This window comes from Flagellimonas meishanensis, from assembly GCF_019880545.1.
Taxonomy (GTDB): Bacteria; Bacteroidota; Bacteroidia; order Flavobacteriales; family Flavobacteriaceae; genus Flagellimonas; species Flagellimonas meishanensis.
Genome location: NZ_JAINVW010000001.1, coordinates 1,124,384 through 1,146,327, shown reverse-complemented (window position 1 = coordinate 1,146,327; position 21,944 = coordinate 1,124,384). Strand labels below are relative to the sequence as shown.

Below are 21,944 nucleotides of genomic sequence, written 5' to 3'. Positions count from 1 at the left end.
AACCCCTGAGGTTTCCTGCTCGTACTCAGCGCGGTTCGAAATGACAGCATCTCGACTGCGTTTACGGACATAATGGGATTAAAGTTCCAAAGCCTTTTTCACATTGCCATCCATCAGCAACTCCTTCGGGCTCTCCAAAGCTTCTTTCACGGCAACCAGGAATCCCACAGATTCTCTTCCATCAATGATTCTGTGGTCATAGGACAGGGCAACGTACATAACAGGTGCAATGGCTATGGCTCCATCCCTGACAATGGCGCGGTCCACAATGTTGTGCATGCCCAAGATGCCGCTCTGTGGCGGGTTGATGATGGGTGTGGAAAGCATTGAACCAAACACACCCCCATTGGAAATGGTGAAGGTGCCGCCCGTCATTTCGTCCACGGTAATCTGTCCGTCCCTGGCGCGAATGGCCAATCGCTTTACCTCGGCCTCAACGCCCCTAAAAGTAAGATTCTCAGCGTTGCGGATAACGGGGACCATCAAACCTTTTGGACCTGAAACAGCTATGCTGATGTCACAGAAATCATAAGTGATCATCTCCTTGCCATCGATCATGGAATTCACGGCAGGGTACATCTGCAATGCGCGGATAACGGCCTTGGTGAAAAAGGACATGAAGCCCAAACTCACACCGTGTTTTTCTTTGAATTCTTCTTTGTATTCGTTTCTCAGCTCGAATATGGCCGACATGTCCACCTCGTTGAACGTAGTGAGCATGGCTGTTTCATTTTTTGCCGAAACCAGTCGCTCCGCAACTTTTCTGCGCAGCATGGAAAGCTTGGAACGGCTCTCTCCACGACTTCCACCCGTTGGGGTTCCCATCGATGGGACTGCTTTTACGGCATCTTCCTTGGTGATGCGCCCGTCACGCCCGCTACCGGCTACGGATGAGGCCTCTATGCCCTTCTCGTCCAATATTTTCTTGGCGGCCGGGGATGGTGTTCCAGAAGCGTATGTTTCTTTCTTGGGTTCGGTCTTTTTTGGCTCCTCCTTAGGTTCTTCCTTTTTTGGTGCTTCTTTTTTATCGGCCTTGGGTGCATCGCCTTCAGGTCTTTTGGCACTGGTATCTATCAAGCATACCACTTCGCCCACGGCAACGGCGTCCCCGACTTCTGCTTTTAAGGTGATGATACCGCTTTCCTCAGCGGGCAGTTCCAACGTGGCCTTGTCAGAATCTACCTCTGCTATGGCCTGATCTTTCTCCACATAATCTCCATCCTCGACCAACCACTCTGCGATCTCCACTTCTGTAATGGATTCCCCTGGTGAGGGAACTTTCATTTCTAAAACCATTCCTATACTAGTTTAAACTTTGTCCTTATCGAATTAACATGTTGTCCTTGGTCTTGTCAAAGACATATTCTATTACCTGGGCATGACGTCTTTGGGAACGGACAGCACTACCGGCCGCCGGAGCCCCATAAAACCTTCGTGATGCCACCCTAAACTGTCTGGCCTCCTCCAAGTGCATTAGCAGGTGGCCCCAGGCCCCCATATTTCTGGGTTCTTCTTGGGCCCAGACGATATCGTCCGCTGAATTGTATTTTTTTATGATTTCCAGTATCTCATTGGCGGGCAGCGGAAACAACTGCTCCACGCGCACTAGGGCCACATCGTCCCTTCCCAATTCCTCTCTCTTTTCCAAAAGATCATAGTAGAACTTGCCCGTGCAGAATACCAGCGTCTTGACCTTGGAAACGGAAGCCGTTTCATCATCAATAACCATTTGAAAACTTCCATTGGCCATTTCCTCTTTGGTGGATACCACTTTGGGATGTCTCAATAGGCTTTTCGGGGTGAAAACCACCAAAGGTTTTCTAAAATCCGCCTTCATCTGTCTACGGAATAGATGAAATAAGTTTGCCGGGGTGGTCACATCGGCCACGAACATATTGTCCTTGGCACATAGCTGGAGATACCGTTCCATACGTGCGGAGGAGTGCTCGGCTCCCTGCCCCTCGTAGCCATGGGGAAGCAATAGGACCAGTCCATTTTGGAGTTTCCATTTGTCTTCGGCCGATGACAAATATTGGTCTATGATGATTTGCGCCCCATTGCTGAAATCACCAAATTGGGCCTCCCAAATTGTCAGTGTTCCTGGGCTTGCCATGGCATAACCGTAGTCAAATCCCATGACAGCATATTCAGAAAGCAATGAATTGTAAATGTGAAATGTCCCATTTTGGTTTTTGCCCAAATTGTTCAACAAAATCACCTCCTCCTCATGCATTTCGGTCTTGATTACGGCATGGCGATGGGAAAAAGTACCCCGTTCTACATCCTGGCCCGTCATGCGCACATCAAATCCTTCCTCAATGAGGGAACCATACGCTAAAAGCTCTCCCATGGCCCAATCTAATTGGTTGTCCTCGAAGTACATTTTTCTTCTGGAATCGACAAGCCGTTCCAACTTGCGCAGGAATTTTTTTCCTTCAGGAAGTGCCGTAATGCTCCTGGCCACCTCATCCAACTTTTTCAAATGGTAGGAGGTGTCAATGGGGCCTAGCATGGCATCCTCCACCACTTGGGTGAACCCTTCCCACTCATCCTGCATGAACGGTGTGATCCGGGTTTTCTCAATTTTTCTTGAATCCAACAAATCTTCCTCGAGGCTCTTTTTATAATCATCTTCCAGGTTCTTCACATAATCTTGGTCAATGATCCCTTCGGCCATTAACCTTTCGGCATAGATATCCCTCGGGTTTTTATGTTTGGAAATGGATTTGTAGAGCAACGGCTGGGTAAACTTGGGTTCATCTCCTTCATTATGCCCATATTTTCTATATCCAAGCAAGTCTAGAAAAACATCACGCTTGTAGCGCATCCTATATTCCAAAGCGAAGGTGGCCGCGTGCACCACGGCTTCGGCATCATCGGCATTGATGTGTAGCACTGGTGATAGGGTGACTTTACCCACATCGGTGCAGTAGGTAGACGACCTGCCATCCAAATAGTTGGTGGTAAAGCCTATTTGGTTGTTGACAACAATGTGTATGGTACCTCCTGTTTTATAACCGTCCAGACGGGCCATTTGAATTATTTCATAAACCACGCCCTGGCCTGCAAAGGCGGCATCGCCATGCACCAAAATGGGCAGTACCTCGGATATATTTTCTTGGTGATCACGGTCCTGTTTTGCCCTGGTTATACCCTCCACAATCGAGTTTACTGCCTCTAAATGGGAAGGATTGGGGGCAATGTTCATATTGACCATTTTGCCGGAGTCGGTTTCCCGCATGGAAGTCCATCCCAGGTGATACTTTACGTCTCCATCGAAAATGGTCTCCTCATAATCCTTGCCATCAAATTCGCTGAAAATATCCTTGGGTGATTTTCCAAAAATGTTTGTCAAAACGTTGAGACGACCCCTGTGTGCCATCCCCATTACAAATTGCTTTACCCCTGCATCGGCGGCTTTCTCAATGATAACATCGAGTGCCGGGATCAACGTCTCCCCTCCTTCAAGGGAAAAGCGTTTTTGCCCCACATATTTGGTGTGTAGGAAACTTTCGAATGAAACCGCTTCGTTTAATTTTCTTAGGATATTCTTTTTCTGGTCCGCGTTGAAGTTGGGATGGTTATCGTTGACATTGAGCCAATCCTGTATCCATTGAATTCGCTCAGGGGAACGGATGTACATGTACTCGACCCCTATGGCATCGCAGTAAATACGCTCAAGATGATCAATAATCTCTCTTAACGTGCTGGCCCCTATCCCAATGATCTTGCCTGCATCAAAAACAGTGTCCAAATCCTCTTCGGAAAGTCCAAAATTGACCATTTCCAGGGTTGGTTCGTACTTTCTTCGTTCCCTTACCGGGTTGGTTTGGGTGAACAGATGCCCGCGTGAGCGGTATCCATCTATCAAGCGAATGACCTGGAATTCCTTTTGCAAGCTTTGGGGCATCTCCACCTGTCTGCCGTTGGAGAGCACCACCATGCCACCTTTCTTGGACTCGATTCCCAAATCTTCGAGAGAGCCTTCCAGGCCAAAATCGAATCCTTGGAAAAAAGCCCTCCAACTGGGCTCAATACTATCTGGATTTGCGAGATATTTATCGTAAAGCTCCGCGAAGAAAGAAGTGTGGGCGGCGTTTAAAAATGAGTATTTGTCCATGGACAGTTCCTAGCTAAAAACCAACTGAAAATTTCATCAAAAATACAACAAATAGCGTAGCTAGGGCACAAAGTTATCCATAATTGGAAAAATCTTTCATATCCTGTATTTGTTTTTGAACCAAACTTTCGCCCACTCCCGTTTCAAGATCAAAAAGCATACTTCGCCAGCTATATCAACTGCATCTGAAGCGGTAATTTTCTTTACATCCTCTTCCGGGATATCCACAACATATAGCAGGTTCAAATAGACATCAAAATGCTCTACCAGAAGAAAATATATTTTTTCGTGTATCCGTTGCTTTAATGCTTTCGGTGTTATGTCCTCAGGGAGATTGATGCGAACATTGGCAAGTTTGAAGTCCTTTTGCAGTTGATGAAGCAATTTCTTGTACAATTGTTCTTGCAGGGCAAGCTGCAATACTTCCTGACTATTTTCGGGGTTTGGCATCATACCCTATATACGCCTAGATTTTGAAAAAGGTTCTGTTTTCATGCTACGATTTTATCCTCTTTAAGGCAAAACCAACTTCTTCTAGGTCTTGAAATTGTTCAACCGCTGTGCTGCAATGGGTTGCTTTGGTCAATTGAAATTCCTTAGTTCCGAATTTTTTGCTCCCAGTCCCAAGCGGATTTAATGGCTTCATCCAACGTGGTTTCCGCTTTCCATCCCAAAATCTCATTGGCCTTTTTGGTATCGGCATAGGCCCGTATTACATCTCCGGGTCTTCTTTCCACAACTTCATAATTCAATTTGACCCCGGAGACCCGTTCAAAACTTTGTATGACTTCCAATACGGAACTTCCCTTGCCCGTACCAAGATTGAAAACTTCAAAATTACCCTCATTTCTATCATTTAACGACCGTTGCAACGCCACCACATGTGCTTTGGCCAAATCCACCACATGGATATAATCACGGATGCACGTGCCGTCCGCAGTTGGATAATCAGCACCAAACACCGCGAGCTGTTTCCTTAGACCAATTCCAGTTTGGGTGATGAATGGCACCAAATTTTGAGGAACTCCTTTAGGCAATTCACCTATTTCAATGGAAGGATGGGCCCCAATGGGGTTAAAATACCGGAGCGCAATGGATTTTATCTGGGGGGTCACCCTGCAAACGTCCGATATGATTTCCTCTCCTATCTGTTTTGTATTACCATACGGGGATTCTGCAGGCTTTACCGGAGCATCCTCACTGACGGGAAGCTGGTCTGCCTGACCATAAACCGTGCATGAGGAACTGAAAATAAAACTGGATGATTCTTTCTTTTGTAGTTCCTGAAGAAGATATACCAAGGTTGCAATATTGTTCTCGTAGTACAACAGCGGTTTTTCAACACTCTCTCCTACCGCCTTGGACGCTGCAAAGTGAATCACGCCTTCGACATCTCCATGTTTTTTGAAAAAATCCTGGACTTTTTGCTTCTCTCGAAGATCAATTTTCTCAAAAATGGGTTTTTTGCCCGTGATAGCCTCAATACCGTCCAAAACCTCAATGGAGGCATTGGAAAGATTGTCGATGATCACTACTTCAAATCCTTGGTTTTGTAATTCAACCACAGTGTGGGAGCCTATGTATCCCAATCCGCCCGTAACTAGTATTTTCATCCTAACTGTTTACGAATCTGATTACCAAATTGGTAATGTATCCGATTTGCTCATCATCCAATTCGGTATGCATGGGAAGAGACATAACCTCATGAATCAATTGGTTGGTCACGGGAAAGTCCGTTTCTTTATATCGTTCGTCCCTATACGCTTTTTGTTGGTGCAGGGGAACCGGGTAATACACTCCGCAGGGCACCCCATTGTCATTTAAATGTTGCACCAACGCATCCCGTTTGCCATTCAAAATTTTTAAGGTATACTGATGAAAGACGTGGCAGTCACAGGTGTCACATATTCCCTCACAGCCATTCACCGTTTTGGGCACCACAATATTGGGCTGACCCGCAAAAGCTTTCGAATATTTTCTGGCCGCTTCCCTTCTTCTTTTATTATACGAATCCAGGTGGGGCAATTTTGTCCTGAGCACAGCCGCCTGAATCGAATCCAATCGGGAATTGACCCCGACCACATCATGATAGTACCGTTTGTACATGCCATGGTTGACCATTCCCCTAATGGTGTGCGCCAGGTCATCATCATTGGTAAAAATAGCGCCACCATCCCCATAACACCCTAGATTCTTTGAGGGAAAAAATGAAGTGGAGGCCACGTGGCCGATGGTGCCGGCTTTTTGTTTCCTTCCATCTTTTGAAGTATAATCTGCACCAATGGCCTGGGCATTGTCCTCGATTACATATAGATTGTGTTTGTCGGCCAAATCCATGATGGCATCCATATTGGCACATTGCCCAAAAAGATGCACCGGGACAATGGCCTTTGTTTTTCGCGTGATTGCCCGCTCTACGGCAGCCACATCAATATTGAAAGTATCGGGTTCAACATCAACCAGCACGGGAGTCAAGTTGAGCAAAGCAATCACCTCTACAGTCGCGGCAAATGTAAAATCGGCCGTAATGACCTCATCACCGGGCTGCAGCCCAAGCCCCATCATACAAATCTGGAGTGCATCGGTTCCGTTGGCACAGGGAATAACATGCTTTACCCCCAAATAGTCCTCTAATTCCTTTTGAAATGCGTGTACCTGTGGTCCGTTAATAAACGCCGATGAATCAAGAATTTCGGCTATGGAATCATTGACCTCTTTTTTGATGCCCTCATACTGACCTTTGAGGTCGACCATCTGTATTTTTCTCATCCGAAAGATTTATGGTTCAAAATTAAGAAATTCATGGGCCATAACGCCTTATTGCCGAAAGAATGTATTTTAGCCAAAAATGATGCCCTTGCGCTTTGTCTATACCTTTTTTTTGATACTTTCCTGGTTCGGTCTCAGGGTTGTAGCCTTGTTCAATCCCAAAATAAAACTTTTTGTATCAGGGCGTGAAGGTACTTTTCAGCAGATTGAATCAAAGATTCAGCCCGGCACCAAATCCATTTGGATGCACGTGGCCTCATTGGGTGAGTTTGAGCAAGGCCTGCCCATTTTGGAAAAGTTAAGGGCCAACTATCCCCAGCATCAACTGGTACTCACCTTTTTTTCCCCATCGGGTTATGAGGTCAAAAAAAACACTCCGATTGCCGATGTGGTGGCCTATCTTCCAATGGACACCATTTCGAATGCAAAACGATTCCTAGACAGGGTCAACCCCGAGCTTGCCATTTTTATAAAGTATGAGATATGGCCCAACTACCTTCATCAGTTACAAAAAAGGAAGGTCCCAACACTGTTGGTTTCGGCCATTTTTGCGAAAAGACAGATTTTCTTCAAGCCATTTGGGGGTTTTATGCGAAAGAGTCTCACGGCATTCTCGCATTTTTTTGTCCAAGACCCAAATTCCAAAAAACTTTTGAAATCCATCGGTTTTGGGAACGCTACCGTAAGCGGGGACACCCGTTTTGATCGGGTGAATGAAATTCTGAAAAGGGAAAATCGACTGGACTTCATGGAAATTTTCAAGGGCGACCATTTTTGCATGGTGGCCGGAAGCACTTGGCCCGAGGACGAAGAGATATTGGTGGAATACATCAATACTTCCGACAAGGACATAAAATTTGTGATTGCTCCCCATGAGATAAAACGGGCGCATGTGGACAGTTTGGTTGGCAAAATCAGCAAAACTACCCTTCGTTTTTCCGAGATGGAGGAGTCCAAGCTTGCCGATTGTGAGGTGCTCGTTGTTGACACCATCGGGCTTCTTACCAAAATATACAGCTATGCCAATTTGGCCTATGTGGGTGGTGGGTTTGCCACCGGACTCCACAACACCTTGGAACCGGCTGCCTTTGGAATACCCGTGCTCATAGGTCCTCAATACCAAGGTTTTAGGGAGGCGGAAGACCTGGTACAGCGGGGTGGCATCCTGCCTATTGGCACCTATGGGGATTTCAGCTCCCTCTTGGAAGATGTACTTGGGGACGACTCCTATTTGAAAAAAGTTGGCAAGGTGAATTCGGATTACCTGAGGGAAAATGTAGGCTCCACCGAAGTCATCATGGCGCATATCAAACAGTTTCTTTAATTTTTTTGGTTAGCTTTAGCAAAATTCAACCAACATGGACAAGCGCATTCTGGGCATTTCGTTAACCGCCGCACTGGCCGGTTTTTTGTTTGGTTTCGACACTGTGGTCATCAGTGGTGCCAACCAACCCATTAAAGATCTTTGGGGCACCAACTGGTTCTTGGGCGACTCCATTTTTACCTTTCATGGAATTTTTATTATGTCCATGGCGCTGTGGGGTACCGTTTTTGGGTCTTTGGTCGGGGGTATCCCTTGTGACAGGCTCGGACGGAAAAAAACGCTTTTTTGGATCGGGGTGCTTTACTTTATTTCTGCGGTTGGGTCCGCGTTGGCCCCTGAGCCGTATCTTTTTTCATTCTTTAGGTTTATTGGTGGTGTGGGCGTAGGTGTTTCCTCAGTTGCCGCTCCCATCTACATATCCGAGATTTCCACGGCAAAGAACCGCGGCCGGTTGACCGCCATGTACCAGTTCAATATTGTATTTGGTATTTTGATTGCTTTCATTTCCAACTACGTAATTGGTGTGCTTTTTGACGAAAACGTAGCTTGGCGTTGGATGCTGGGCATTGAAGGATTACCGGCCCTGGTCTATACCATATTGGTTTTGAGAATTCCACATAGCCCACGGTGGCTTGCGCTGAAAAATAGGACGGATGAGGTGATAATCCAATCAATAACCATGCTCGGGATCCAAAGCGACCAAGTCTCCCTATACCTTACCCAAATTAAGATGGGGCTTTCCGAGTCGGTAGAAACACAAAAGGAAAAATTGTTTTCGGGCAAGTTCAATAAACCGCTTCTTTTGGCCTTCTTCATTGCTTTTTTCAATCAACTTTCCGGAATCAATTTTGTGCTTTACTACGCCCCCGAAATTTTGGAACGGGCGGGCCTTGCGTCCGAAGAATCCCTTTTTAGCTCCATTTCCATAGGGGTGATCAATTTGATATTCACTTTTGTGGGCATCTCATTGATCGACAAATTGGGGCGCAAACAATTAATGTACATTGGTTCCGTGGGATATATTCTAAGTTTGGCGATGGTGGGCTGGTCCTTCTATTCAGGAGCAAGTTCCGTGCTTTTGTTGATTTTCATCCTGATTTTCATAGCCTCCCATGCCATAGGCCAAGGGGCCGTGATATGGGTGTTCATTTCCGAAATTTTTCCGAACAAGGTTCGTTCTTATGGCCAATCCTGGGGCACGGGCACCCATTGGGTGTTTGCCGCCCTTATCACACTGCTTACCCCAACCTTTTTGGATGCCGAAATAGGTATTTTCAAGGAAAATCCATGGCCCATATTCATTTTCTTTGCCTTTATGATGGTGCTACAATTACTTTGGGTGATTTTCGCCATGCCCGAAACCAAAGGAAAGAGTCTTGAGGAACTTGGCAAACTTCTGAGTGGCAAAAGATAACTATCCATCCAAGTGAGAATCAACGGATGCCGAAAAATACCCCCGTTATATCGAAAATCGGCGGGGGACTTGAATCGATTAAATGAATAATTCCGTACATTGAGGGAAATTACACTATTATGTCTAATGAAACCTCATTTGGCAACAAGGCCATGGTAGCCTTTTTAAGGGTGATGGTCGTGGTGCTGGTCGTTATTCTTATTGCAATTCCTGTCTGTATTTTGTTGGACCTGATCGGAATTTTATAGAAACCTCCTAACCCAATCAAAAAATGATATCTTGTTCGGCCATTGCGCCGGTAATCAGTTTTATATAGGTGTCAATGGTCTTGTCCACATTGGAGGGTTCCGTTACATCGATATTTCCCCTCCAGATCAATTCCCGTTCCTTTCCTACACAGATGCAGTACAATGAAGTTTCGGCATGATAAATATTGAACGTGTCATAATATCTCGGGTCGAAATAAATATCTTGATGTTCCAGATAATCGCTGCTAAAACGAACGAAGAGGGCATCAATATTGTTCATTCTCTCCTTAAAAGTCCTTTTGTTTTCCGTACCCACTACTTTGGTAAACAAGATGGCATCGAAACCTTTGTCCAATAATTGTTCCTCCACCTGGGTCAATTCTTGCTCCGATTGCTCCGAGGCTGTGAACTCCACATCAAAAAGGTCAATGCTTCGCATGGCCTCCACACCGTTGTCCTGCAACTTGTCCACCAAACGGCTCTCAAACTCAATCCTTGTGTTCTCATCTTGTGCCATACCCACTACCAGTACTTTGTAGGCATCAAAAAGCACAATTTCCGGATTTTTCCAGGTGCTTACCAATTTGGTCGTTGAGCAACCCAGCAGCAGCAAAAAAATAACGGATATCATTTTTGACCTCATCGGAAAGGTTTTACAGGTTAAGGCACGCCAAAATTTAACATCGGCTAATGCGATGCAAAGGTGCTCTGGCGCTTTTTCAGTTGTCTTCGCAGATCTTCCACGGTCTCGGCCATGGATTTTTCAAAATCGTTGGTTCGAGACTTGGCAAATAATCTTGGCCCAGGAGCACTCAGTTCAATTTCGCAGATTTTATCATCGCCCGACTTCACATTTTCCATTTTAAAAAGCACGTTGGCCTTTATGATCCAACTATACTTTTCTCCCAATTTGTCCAGTTTCTTCATCAATAACCCGTTCAATGCTTCACTGGTTTTCATCTTTTGATATTGAACATGCACTTCCATACTACTCGTTTTGTTTTAATCCAAAGCTAGGATTGTAAAAACTAAAATTGAATGACAAATGTCAGTTTGGGACCACTTTATCCCAAGAAAAAAGGTTGTCCCGTGCTCTGTAGCACCGAGAACCAAAACTCGCCTTCCAGGTCTATTTTTTTTCGTTTTTTGGTCACCTCTGATATGGGCACATACACATATTTGTTGTTCACTTTGCAGGCCACGAACTTAGTCTTCCCGGCCATGGCGCCATGTACCGCATGATATGCCAGTCGGCTACAATACACACTGTCGCTGGAATTGGCGGGGGCACTCCGTACAATGTAGCTCGGGTCAATGTATTTTATGGTCACAGGAGTCTTGGTGAAATTTTCCGCAATTTTCTGCTTAAGAAAGAGTCCGATATCCGAATGCTTTATATTGCCAGAAGCATCTTTCACCTCGGTCTTCTGCTCGAATAAATGTTGTCCGGCCCCCTCGGCCACCACAATTACAGCATGTTTTTTACGGTCCAACCTTTTTTTCAAAGCGCTAAGGAATCCATTTTCGCCCTCTAGGGAGAAATCCATTTCGGGGATGAGCACAAAATTGACCACGGGCATGGCGAGTGCCGCTGAAGCCGCTATGAAACCACTGTCCCTTCCCATGAGCTTCACGATACAGATTCCATTATAAGCCCCAGTGGCCTCGTTGTGGGCATCGCGGATAATGGGACTGGCCACATCAAAAGCGGTCTCAAAACCGAAAGACTCATCAATCAAATCGATATCGTTATCAATCGTCTTGGGAATGCCCACCACACTGATTTTTGCATTTCTTTTTTGAATTTCCTCCCCAATGGCATTAACCCCTTTCAAGGTTCCATCCCCGCCAATGGCAAATAACATATTTACTTGGTTTTCCACAAGGGTGTCCACCATGGTGGAAACATCTTGGCCCCCCCGTGAAGAACCTAGGAATGTTCCCCCAAACTGGTGGATGTCCTTCACTTTTTCGGGTGTGAGTTCTACCAGACCATGTCCTTTTTCGGGATTTAGCCCCTCATACCCATAAGGAATGCCAATGATTCTTTTTATCCCATAAAAATAATGCAGTGCCATGACCACACCACGGATTACATTGTTGATGCCAGGACATAGCCCGCCACAGGTAACAATGGCCGCCGTGGTCTGCTTGGGATCAAAAAAGATTTCCTGTCGTGGACCGGCCTTATCCAAGCACATGGGCTCCTCCCCTGTGCTCAGGCTCTGTTTGTATTGCTCCAAGGAAAGGTCAAAAACCAAGCGGTCCTTGTCATCCACAAAGTTGAAAATTTTATCTCCCCTTACGGTACTTAACTGTAGGGGAGATTTAAACTGGGGTTCTCCCAACTTTTCTATCTGAAATCTATCTTTTTTGTCCAATTCTATTTCGGGTTAAAAATGTTCTGCCAAACTATGATGTGAGTCAATAAGTGGTCCTCCGTTCAGGATTTCTTCAGAAGATTCACTTGCAAACTTATCAAAGTTAATATGAAATGAGTGTGCCAACTGGATGGCTTTGCTCACATAGGCCCCTTTTTGCAGCCATGTGTTCATCGGATCCAGAATTTCCGTGGGCACCCCTGGGCAATATTTGGGCATATGCAATCCAAAGATAGGGTGAACTTCAAAATCCACATCATCCAATTTCCCTTCCAAAATGGCAGAAATCATTGCACGGGTATATTTTAGTTTAATTCTTGAACCCACACCATAGGGCCCTCCGCTCCATCCTGTATTGATCAACCAGACATTAACCCCAGCCTCGGTCATCTTTTTGCTCAACATTTCGGCATAGACGGCAGGGTGCAAGGGCATGAAGGGTTCTCCAAAACAAGCCGAGAAGGATGGCACGGGCTCGTTTATTCCAGCTTCCGTTCCCGCTACTTTTGCCGTATAGCCCGAAATAAAATGGTAGGCCGCCTGTCCAGGGGTCAATTTGGAGACTGGTGGCAGTACGCCAAAGGCATCACAGGTTAAAAAGAAAATATTCTTGGGGTTGGATGCATAGGATGGCACTTGAATATTGTCGATATGTTCAATGGGGTAGCTCACCCTTGTATTTTGGGTTATGCTGCTATCAAAATAGTCCACTTCCTTGGTCCCTTTTTTGAAGACCACGTTTTCCAACAAGGCCCCTGGCCGTATGGCCCTATAAATGTCCGGTTCCTTCTCTTCCGTAAGATCAATGACCTTGGCATAACAGCCTCCCTCAAAATTGAATATGGTGTTATCCTCGGTCCAGCCATGTTCATCATCCCCAATTAATTTTCTATCGGGGTCTGCAGAAAGTGTCGTTTTTCCTGTTCCGGAAAGTCCAAAATAAATGGCAGTGTCCCCTTTTTCCCCAACATTTGCGGAACAGTGCATTGGCAAAACGTTCTTCTCCACTGGCAAAATAAGGTTCAAAGCGGTAAATACCCCTTTTTTCATTTCACCCGGATACTCCGAGCCTCCCACCAGGGCTATTTTTCTAGTGTAGTTCAAAATGGAGAAATTCCCGGCAATGATTCCAAAGTCGACCGGATTGGGTGCCTCATACCCTGGGGCACACAGTATCAACCATTCCTCTTCAAAATTTTTCAGCTCTTCCTCTGGTAAGCGGAGAAACATATTTTTGATGAAGTAATTGGACCACGGAAATTCGGTTATGGTCCTCACCTTCATCTGATATCTGGGGTCGGCACACACAGCGGCATCCCTTATGTAGAGCTCCTTGCCCGAAAGGTATTTGACCACCTCATCATACAATTTATCAAAATTCTCCGGTGAGATGGGTTTGTTGATACGGCCCCACCAAATTCGGTCCTTGGTATAATCATCTTTCACCAGAAAGCGATCCTTTGGGGAACGTCCTGTAAATTTTCCCGTGTTGATGCTCAAGGTGCCATTTTTGGTTTCAACGCCCATTTCTTTTTCCACTGTTATTTTTTGCAGGGTCTCTGCGGCCAAATTCCAATGGGGGGTAACCCCTTTGAGTCCATATTTGCTTAAATCCTTGTTCATGTCCATAATCTATTGTTTTTATGAGGTTAAAAGCTCCATATCCATGGAACCAATATTAGTGTCGCTATGAAAAACAGTAGGAGCAACGGACCTCCCACTCGTACATAATCTATGAATTTATACCCCCCTGCGGACATCACCATGGCATTGGTAGTGGTCCCCACCGGGGTTAAAAATGCGGTGGACGCACTCACCGCAACCCCTATCATAAAGGGTTTTGGGGAAACCCCGAGTTCTGTGGATGCCATAATGGCTATTGGTGCCATGAGTACTGCCGTGGCCGAATTGTTTATGGTTTGACTGAACAGTGCTGTCAACAGAAAAATACCGGCCAAAAGTGCCGTTGGGTGTATGCTCCCCAAAGCATCAACCAGACTGATTGCGGCCATCTGGGCCACACCTGTTTTTTGGAGGGCCAAACCCATGGGAATCATGGCGGCGATCATTACCACGCTGGTCCAGCTTATTCCTTTGTAGGCTTTGGTAATCGGAACACATCCACTGAGCATCATGATGCCAGCACAGATAAGCGCTGCCACCGCTCCAGGCAATACATTGAAAACCAAAAGGATAACCATCAAAAGTAAGGTTCCCAATGCTACGTAGCTCCGTGGCGTTAGTTCATCAACATTTTTTGAGAGGGCCTCCGGACTTCCTGAAATCACCAAGTTCTCATAAACCGATTTCAAACTTTCGATATTCTCCCACTGGCCCCTAATAATGAAGGCATCCCCTGCTTCAATCTTTATTTTTCCCGTAAGGGGCCTATTTTTTCTGGATGCGGCCAAAAGTTGCACCCCTGTCTGTTCCAAATAGTGTCCCAAAGGGACCGTTCTTCCCACAAAGACGGATTTAGGTGTTATCATCATTTCGGCCATGCCCACCTCTTGATTGATCAGTTCCTTTTTCAGCATGTCTTTTTCCGGTTTCCAGGGAATTACCCCGAGGTGGAATTTGATAATGAGCCTGTCCACATCTACAGTTTCCCCTTTTACCGTGATGATGTCATGATAGCGCATTTCCGTTTCGGGACCCGGCATCTCAACAAACTGTGGTATTCCCTGAAGCTGGCTTGGGTGCCTTCTTTTTAGGCGCATAATGGACACGTTATGGGTCTTCTCAAAATTCCAATCGCCAATCTTGGTGCCTATCAATTCCGACATGGAGCGTATCCTTAATCGATAGAGATTATCCCCTATGCTATAGTTTTCAATCCATTTGTGCATTTCCTGATCTATGGCAACGGGCTTGTTCTTGGTCCTATGGTCCGGCAATAGTTTATGCCCCCAATATCTGAAGTAGAGTATGGAAATGACCAGCAAGGGGACACCGATCAGGCCAAACTCGAAAAAGGAAAAGCCTTCAAATCCATTGTCGACCAGAGCATTGCTCACAATAATATTCGGCGGGGTTCCCGTAAGGGTCAGCAAACCTCCTGTGTTGGATCCAAAAGCGACCGGAATGAGCAATTTGGAGGGAAGTGTGCCTGCACTCCATGCCGCTGTGACTGTAACGGGTAACAGTGCGGCTACCGTCCCAGTGTTGCTCACAAAACCTGAAAGCAGGCTGGAGCCCAATGTCACGATCACCAATAACCTTGGGGCATTCTTTTTGGCCCAGCGCACAAAGGATTGTCCGGCCATTGCAGTCCAACCTGTACGGGAAAGCCCTTCACCGATTATGAACAGCGCAGCGATCATGATCACTGTGGGATTGCTAAAGCCCGCTAGGGTTTCATCCAGCCCTAAAATCCCAGAGAGATATAGGGACAACATGGCCATGAGCGCAACGACATCGGGAGGAAATTTTCCCCAAATAAATAATATGATTGTAATACCCAGTATTACCAGCAGTGGCAGCATGCTTTATCTTAAATGGGTTATCAATCCAAGGTCAATACGGGAATTTCCGAATGTAAGGTCAAAAGCTTGGTCAATCGACCTTCGGATGGTGTACTCATTTTTGCGTGGTTCCTGGGCACGATGGCCAGAAGGTCAATGTTCTTATCATTGATATAGTCCAAAATACCTTGTTCCACATCTTGGTTTTTGTTAAAGGAATGTTCCACGTAGAAATGCTCCAGATAATATTCCAAGAGATGCTCGGTACTGTCAACCACAGACTTCTCCGCGTAAACGGATTCTTTATAAATGGTAAGCACATGTACCCTGGAATCAAATGTGCGGGCCAGTTCCAAAAGGGTTTTGAGCACTTCTTTATCCTCGATTTCCTCACCCCCCATGACCAGTGCAATGTCTTTGGGCTCTTTTATGGCACATCCATAGGGAACTGAAATCACTGGGCAATTGGCCTCCAAGACAAGCCTGGAGGTATTGGTTATGGCTTCATCCGTGACTTTATCACCCATGGTCCCCATCATTATCAGGTCCATGTTGTGTTCTTTTCTTTTTGAGAGGATGGATTCGGTGACCCTTCCCGTGGTGGTGATAAATTCGGGGGTGTTTTTTACCCTTCGCTGAAATCCCGCAACCACTTTGGCAAAATCTGTTTTCAAGCCATTTTCTTCAGATGCCGTTATCGGCATGGCCGAAACATACAGTGCCAAAATATCAATATCTCTATTTGGACCCGCGAAACTTAGGGTATACTCCAAGGCATTGATTGAAGCCTCGGAAAAATCAAAAGGAACCAAAATTTTATCAATAGTACTCATACCTTATATAGTTTGTTGATTAAACACTACGGTCCAAAATTAGAGTGGCACCTTAACCTAAAATATGATAGAAGTCAGGTTTCTTGCTTTACATCATAGTATACTAAATAATCCGGTCTTTTGAAAAGCTTTGACCTTATTTTTTAGCCCCATTATGATTATCTTTAAAACAAACATCAAAAACTGGCATTTTGGCAACGGACATTGTATTAGGGGTTGATATTGGGGGAACAAAGACCAAGATCGGGTTGGTAGATAAAGACGGAAAATGCCTTGTGCAATCTTTTTTTAGGACCAGGGAATATCCGAATTTGGACGACTATCTGGACAAAATCAAAAGCACTTCGGACGAGCTTCTTGAAAGCCTGGACGGCAAAGCTAACCTGCTAGGTTGTGGCATAGGTGCTCCCAACGCCTCAAGCAAAAATGGCACCATTGAAAATGCGAGCAATTTGGTTTGGAAGGGCTCTGTCCCCATATTGGAAAAACTGAGGGAGCGCATGGATCTCCCCATGCGAATCATGAACGATGCCAGTGCGGCCGCCCTTGGCGAAATGTTGTTCGGTGGGGCCAAAAACATGCAGGATTTTATCGTCATTACATTGGGCACCGGATTTGGTGCGGGCATTGTCACCAACGGACAACTCGTGGACGGATATGATGGCTTTGCGGGGGAGCTTGGTCACGTGGACATGACTTTGGGAGACGGGAGATTGACAGGACTGGGCGTGAAAGGAGGTTTGGAAGCCTATGTGTCGGCCACCGGATTGAAACGGACCATATTATATATGATGAGCAAATATATGGTGGACAGTAGGTTTCGGGATGTTGCCTTCAACGACCTGCACGGGGAGGATATTACCAAAGCGGCCGAAGAGGGTGATGAAATTGCCTTAAAAGCCTTTGACTATACAGCAAAGATCATGGGCTTGGCCCTGGCCAACTTCACCGCTTTCACGCAACCCGAGGCATTCATATTGATGGGGGGACTTACCAATAGTGGTAAATGGATCTTGGAACCTTTGGAAAAATATTTCAATGAATCGCTATTGGAAGTGTACAAAGGCAAGGTGAAGATCGTGCTCTCCACCATGGAAGGAAAAACCGCTGCCATTTGTGGAGCGGCTGCACTTATCTGGGAGAGGCAAAACGTATAATTATGATGGCCAATCGCCAGGGAGGCCTCTCTAGAGTTACAACCCGCCCATAACGTTGCTAAATTGCTTCTTGAAATGAGGTCGGTGTTTTTCTGAAATTCCATAAAATTCTTTACCCCAGAAGGCTTCAAACAATTCTCATCAGCTGTCCCGTGCACACAATTCCCAACTATTGACTTATAAAAAGGGTTGCGTAGGGGTTCGCATCTAACCCATCCAAATCCGTAACCTGATGATTATCATGTTTTTTCTTTTTGGTGATGGCTAACTTTAGTACAATTAAAGTAGAAAAGTCATGAAACCTAAAAAGAATCCCAGCGTAGATGTAGGCCGAAACAGCAGCCTCTATTTTATGATAGGACTCGCCTCGGTTTTGTTCCTTACTTGGCAATCCCTGGAGGTGAAGACCTACGAGAAAGACTCTTTGGTTTCTGAAGTACTGGAAGTTTCCGATGACCTTAACGAGGATGTCCCCATTACAGAGATCATTAAGACCACACCTCCCCCACCGCCGCCAGCGGCTCCCGAGGTAATCGAGATTGTTGAAGATGTTGAGGATGTGGAAGAATCCGTCATTGAAAGCACTGAAAGTAGCCAGGAAACCTTTGTGGAAGATGTCGTTGTAAACGTGGATGATGTAGACGTGGGGGAAATTGAGGAAGATGTTGTAGTTCCCTTTGCAGTAATCGAATATGTACCTGTTTTTCCGGGATGTGAAGTCTATGATACCCAAGAAGAGCGTAAGGCTTGCTTTAACCAAAAGGTCCAGGAACATATCAGGTCCAAGTTCAAATATCCGGAAGCAGCGCTTGAAATGGGCATAACCGGTAGGGTCTTTGTTCAGTTTGTCATTGACTCAAAGGGAAGAGTGGCCGACATTCAAAAAAGAGGGCCCGACCGTTTGTTGGAAACAGAGGCTGTTCGCATAATATCCACCTTGCCCACGGTAAAACCCGGTATACAACGTGGCAAACCGGTCAAGGTAAAATACAGCATTCCTATAAATTTTGTGATGGAGTGATGGTTACATACACATAGAGCTAGGGCCTGGAACATAAATTCCGGGTCTTTTTTTAGAACCATTCCGTATTCACATAGTCTTTGGTCTTGGATGCAATTTCCCTACTTTTCACTACTAAATGGGTCCTGTCGAACTGTCTGGCACGGTAGCCCAATAAGTGAAAAATGGACTTGGCCAAAAACCGGGCCACCCTTTGGTCCACCACCAAGGCATCTTTTCTAATAGATTTCCAGGCCACACCCGGCAACCTCACCAAAAGGTGATCCGCCTTGAACCTCCTCAACCCCTTGGAAATCCACAGCAATATCTTCGGGATGGGCCTTACAAAGTAAAAACCTTCCCTTCCCTGATCTTGATACAAGGGCATAAAAATCTGTCTTTTGCCCTTTGTGGTCAAAACCTCCCCTTTGCTTGTGGCCAGATCCACCCCTTTCGGTATTTTCTGGAAATTGATGAACCCAGGCAACATTCTAAACCGATCCTCCGGCGCAATATCATGCTGGTAGTAAATCTCATAAAACCGATTTGAGACCCCACCGGATTCAAAGATCTCGTTCCTCAAGCGAAGCGTTTCTTGAGCTGCATATGATACGGAATCCGTTATGGCCAAGGTATATCGGATAAAATCAATGCTGTTTTTGATTGCTTTTACATCATCATGGCTGCCGCTCTCGTAGCCAAGGGACACATACCCCAGTTCATTTATATAGCTCAACAAGGCTCCCTCCAGATATTCCTCAATGCCCAAAATCGTTGGAAGCGGATAGTTTGAAGCATATTTTCTGTTCAGCAAGCTATCATTCAACACGATAAATGGGTGCGTATCACTGGATGTAGTATGAAGGTCGATAAAATAAAAGGGAGGCGTGCCTTCATCAAGGATTTTTTTGATATGTTGATAAATGGAGGACATCTCCCTTTCTTCATTGTCCAGGATTTCTCGCTGTTCTATTTTTTTGAGGCGCTGCGGAAACCATATCCTGTTCAGGTCTTCCTTTGCAAAGCGAACACCTTTGTCCAATGCAACCAGATTCCCGGCAATGGCATAAATAGCTCCGTTTACCGGAGTTGCCTGGATCTTCAGTTCCTGTAATACATGCTTTAGGGCAAAAACACCTGAGGGCTCGTTGCCATGTATCCCTGCAAAGAAAACCAGGGTGGGCCCATTTGGGTTGCCCTTTAAATGGTCAATGACACGTTCCACCTCGATTGTTTCATCGAGGGCCTTGCTATATACTTTTGGCATGATTACAAATCAACTTTACTGATGATACCCACCAAATTGGAACCGGAGCAAACAGGCAAACATCCAATTTGGTAGTCTTCCATTAGTTTTCTTGCCGTTTCAATCTTAGTCCTGGGTCGAACCGTCACCACTTTCTTGATCATGATGTCGGAGACACGAATATCACTGTTGTTCTTAATTTTTCCCAACGCTTCTATGTGGCTCCATGTTAAAAGGCCCACCAACGCTCCTTCGGTATCCTCCACTGGAATATGGTGAATATTGTTCCACTGCATGATGGCCACGGCCAAATTGGCGTAATCATCTTCTTGGAGCTTCATTAGCTTGGTTGACATGATCTGTGACACCCATTGAAAGGATGCCTTTATTTCCTTTGCGTGTCCTATTGGTGGCCAATCATAAACTGGAAGGTTTTTTTGTTGGTTCTTGTACATGGCCTTGGTCAGTTGCACGATCGCACTGTCCAACTTCATCTGCTTTTTCAACCTTCTAAAATTGGAGACCTGCCATTCTGCTCCCGTTCCCTTTCTTGCCCTTGCTTCAATTACCCCCAGCAATCGATTGATGTCCTTTTCGTCCACTCCAAATTTTCGTAGTCCCTCGTATGCTATCGGAAGTAATTCTCCCAGCACTAGGCTTTCCAAAGATCGGGGTTCTCCCAACCAAGAAAAAACGGTCTGCCTACCATTGAAGGCCGCCTTTAAAAAATTGAGTTTGGCCTCCCTAAAATCCATAATGGCGGACATATCATCGTACTTTTCAGGCCTTCCTACCATAAGACCGACCCAAAAAGCAAAATTGGCCATTTCATCGATTACGGTAGGGCCTGAGGGAATGTACCTGTTTTCAATGCGCACATGTGGTTTTCCACTTCCTACGCCATAGCAGGGACGGTTCCATCGATATACTGTGCCATTGAATAGATTGAGTGCCTCCAATTTAGGAATGGCACCATTTTCCAACAGCTGCAGGGCATTATGGGTTATGGGTTTTGTCAAAATAATGCGGTGGGCCGAAATATCCTCTTTGAAAATCTCGGCAATAGATCCTGTTTGCCAATGGTCCCCAAAACCAACCCGTGGCAGTTGATCCTTCAGGGCATTGGTCCACTTACGGGTGTCCAGGCTCTGCTGGAACAAGGCAATACGGGTCTCCTTCCATAGCTCCCTGCCCATAAGCAGGGGAGAATTACAGCAAATGGACAGTACCGGGCCCGTAATGGCCTGCGCCCAGTTGTAGCTTTTGATAAAATCGTTTGGTGCAATCTGCAAATGCAGTTGAAAACTGGTATTGCACGCCTCAAAAAGTACCGAATCATGGTAGAGGGACAACTCGTCCACGCCTTTTAGCTTGATCCTGAAATCCTTTCCCCTACATGCTTTTAAATTGTCGTTCAATTTGTAATACCTTGGAATTGGTGTCATGAAATCCATGTCCATTTCGGCACGGCTAATGGTGGGGAGGATGCCCGTCAATAGTATTCTTATGCCCATTTTTTCCGCTTCCGTCTTTCCTTTTTTGAGTAGGGACGCCAATTGTTGTTCTACCTGCTTGAAGCAATCTTTGCCCAAGACCTGGGGGTCCAGATTTGCTTCCAGATTGTAACTGGCAAGCTCGGTAGTGAAATGGTCATCATTTATTCTTTCCAAAAGTTTGATGGATTCTCCAGCGGGCCTAAATTCCTTGTCGATAAGGCACATTTCCTGTTCGGCCCCCACTCTGATCACATCGTTTTCCACAAGTCCACGCTTCAGAAGAATTTCCAAGGCATTGACATCGTCGATCAAGTTTTCAACAAACGCTTTGCGTTCTCCCTCGTCAAACTTGCTCTGTTTTATATGTTCGCCCATATTTTGAGAGACATTAATCTTTGATCCGATAATTTTCTAAAACTACAACGCCATGGATTTATAAAACATGATTGTTGTCATATCCAAGAGAGATGTCCATACTGACAATTATCATGT

18 protein-coding genes are annotated in these 21,944 nt (G+C 45.6%); 5 read left to right on the top strand and 13 right to left on the bottom strand.

Annotation, left to right across the window (positions count from 1 at the left end):
* Positions 1-78: 78 nt before the first annotated feature.
* From odhB to K7G75_RS05150, 5 genes are all read right to left on the bottom strand, one after another.
* The gene (gene odhB / locus K7G75_RS05170; RefSeq protein ID WP_222983150.1) at positions 79-1,296 is read right to left on the bottom strand and encodes a 2-oxoglutarate dehydrogenase complex dihydrolipoyllysine-residue succinyltransferase; all 1,218 of its coding nucleotides are present in this window, start codon (positions 1,294-1,296) and stop codon (positions 79-81) included.
* Between the two features lie 25 nt (positions 1,297-1,321).
* The gene (locus K7G75_RS05165; RefSeq protein ID WP_222983149.1) at positions 1,322-4,120 is read right to left on the bottom strand and encodes a 2-oxoglutarate dehydrogenase E1 component; all 2,799 of its coding nucleotides are present in this window, start codon (positions 4,118-4,120) and stop codon (positions 1,322-1,324) included.
* Positions 4,121-4,216: 96 nt separating this feature from the next.
* The gene (locus K7G75_RS05160) at positions 4,217-4,570 is read right to left on the bottom strand and encodes a hypothetical protein (protein ID WP_313777817.1); all 354 of its coding nucleotides are present in this window, start codon (positions 4,568-4,570) and stop codon (positions 4,217-4,219) included.
* Positions 4,571-4,716: 146 nt separating this feature from the next.
* Positions 4,717-5,733 carry a UDP-glucose 4-epimerase GalE gene (gene galE, locus K7G75_RS05155; protein WP_222983147.1) on the bottom strand — a complete coding sequence of 339 codons (1,017 nt, stop codon included), beginning with the start codon at positions 5,731-5,733 and terminating at the stop codon, positions 4,717-4,719.
* A 1-nt stretch (position 5,734) separates the two neighbouring features.
* Positions 5,735-6,889, bottom strand: a complete 1,155-nt coding sequence (locus K7G75_RS05150) for a DegT/DnrJ/EryC1/StrS family aminotransferase (protein WP_222983146.1) — start codon at positions 6,887-6,889, stop codon at positions 5,735-5,737.
* Positions 6,890-6,971: 82 nt separating this feature from the next.
* Here K7G75_RS05150 and K7G75_RS05145 point away from each other — a divergent pair, with 82 nt between their 5' ends.
* The 3 genes from K7G75_RS05145 (at position 6,972) to K7G75_RS14740 (ending at position 9,875) form a co-directional block, all read left to right on the top strand.
* Positions 6,972-8,213: a 3-deoxy-D-manno-octulosonic acid transferase gene (locus K7G75_RS05145; RefSeq protein ID WP_222983145.1), complete on the top strand. Its 1,242-nt coding sequence runs from the start codon at positions 6,972-6,974 to the stop codon at positions 8,211-8,213.
* Positions 8,214-8,247: 34 nt separating this feature from the next.
* Positions 8,248-9,627: a sugar porter family MFS transporter gene (locus K7G75_RS05140; protein WP_222983144.1), complete on the top strand. Its 1,380-nt coding sequence runs from the start codon at positions 8,248-8,250 to the stop codon at positions 9,625-9,627.
* A 119-nt stretch (positions 9,628-9,746) separates the two neighbouring features.
* The gene (locus K7G75_RS14740; protein WP_262420244.1) at positions 9,747-9,875 is read left to right on the top strand and encodes a hypothetical protein; all 129 of its coding nucleotides are present in this window, start codon (positions 9,747-9,749) and stop codon (positions 9,873-9,875) included.
* A 16-nt stretch (positions 9,876-9,891) separates the two neighbouring features.
* Here the strand turns inward: K7G75_RS14740 and K7G75_RS05135 are convergent, their stop codons facing one another.
* The 6 genes from K7G75_RS05135 to K7G75_RS05110 all read right to left on the bottom strand — a co-directional run bounded on the left by K7G75_RS05135 (position 9,892) and on the right by K7G75_RS05110 (position 16,553).
* Positions 9,892-10,518, bottom strand: coding sequence for a hypothetical protein (locus tag K7G75_RS05135; protein WP_222983143.1), 627 nt, complete (start codon positions 10,516-10,518; stop codon positions 9,892-9,894).
* 44 nt (positions 10,519-10,562) lie between these two features.
* Positions 10,563-10,862 (bottom strand): HPF/RaiA family ribosome-associated protein, encoded by a 300-nt coding sequence (locus K7G75_RS05130; RefSeq protein WP_222983142.1) that lies wholly within the window; start codon positions 10,860-10,862, stop codon positions 10,563-10,565.
* Between the two features lie 77 nt (positions 10,863-10,939).
* Positions 10,940-12,256 (bottom strand): ATP-dependent 6-phosphofructokinase, encoded by a 1,317-nt coding sequence (locus K7G75_RS05125; protein ID WP_222983141.1) that lies wholly within the window; start codon positions 12,254-12,256, stop codon positions 10,940-10,942.
* 12 nt (positions 12,257-12,268) lie between these two features.
* The gene (gene pckA / locus K7G75_RS05120; RefSeq protein ID WP_222983140.1) at positions 12,269-13,885 is read right to left on the bottom strand and encodes a phosphoenolpyruvate carboxykinase (ATP); all 1,617 of its coding nucleotides are present in this window, start codon (positions 13,883-13,885) and stop codon (positions 12,269-12,271) included.
* A gap of 20 nt (positions 13,886-13,905) precedes the next feature.
* Complete coding sequence (locus tag K7G75_RS05115; protein WP_222983139.1) at positions 13,906-15,741, bottom strand: SLC13 family permease; 1,836 nt, start codon at positions 15,739-15,741, stop codon at positions 13,906-13,908.
* A 20-nt stretch (positions 15,742-15,761) separates the two neighbouring features.
* Positions 15,762-16,553 (bottom strand): universal stress protein, encoded by a 792-nt coding sequence (locus K7G75_RS05110; protein ID WP_222983138.1) that lies wholly within the window; start codon positions 16,551-16,553, stop codon positions 15,762-15,764.
* Between the two features lie 191 nt (positions 16,554-16,744).
* On the opposite strand from K7G75_RS05110, the gene K7G75_RS05105 reads away from it, so the two are divergent.
* The gene (locus K7G75_RS05105; RefSeq protein WP_222983137.1) at positions 16,745-17,710 is read left to right on the top strand and encodes an ROK family protein; all 966 of its coding nucleotides are present in this window, start codon (positions 16,745-16,747) and stop codon (positions 17,708-17,710) included.
* 295 nt (positions 17,711-18,005) lie between these two features.
* A complete protein-coding gene (locus K7G75_RS05100; RefSeq protein WP_222983136.1) occupies positions 18,006-18,731 on the top strand; it encodes an energy transducer TonB in 726 nt (241 codons plus the stop codon).
* 52 nt (positions 18,732-18,783) lie between these two features.
* On the opposite strand, the gene K7G75_RS05095 is transcribed toward K7G75_RS05100, so the two are convergent.
* The gene (locus K7G75_RS05095; RefSeq protein WP_222983135.1) at positions 18,784-19,977 is read right to left on the bottom strand and encodes a succinylglutamate desuccinylase/aspartoacylase family protein; all 1,194 of its coding nucleotides are present in this window, start codon (positions 19,975-19,977) and stop codon (positions 18,784-18,786) included.
* 2 nt (positions 19,978-19,979) lie between these two features.
* Positions 19,980-21,827, bottom strand: a complete 1,848-nt coding sequence (locus K7G75_RS05090) for a glutamate-cysteine ligase family protein (RefSeq protein ID WP_222983134.1) — start codon at positions 21,825-21,827, stop codon at positions 19,980-19,982.
* Between the last annotated feature and the right edge of the window lie 117 nt (positions 21,828-21,944).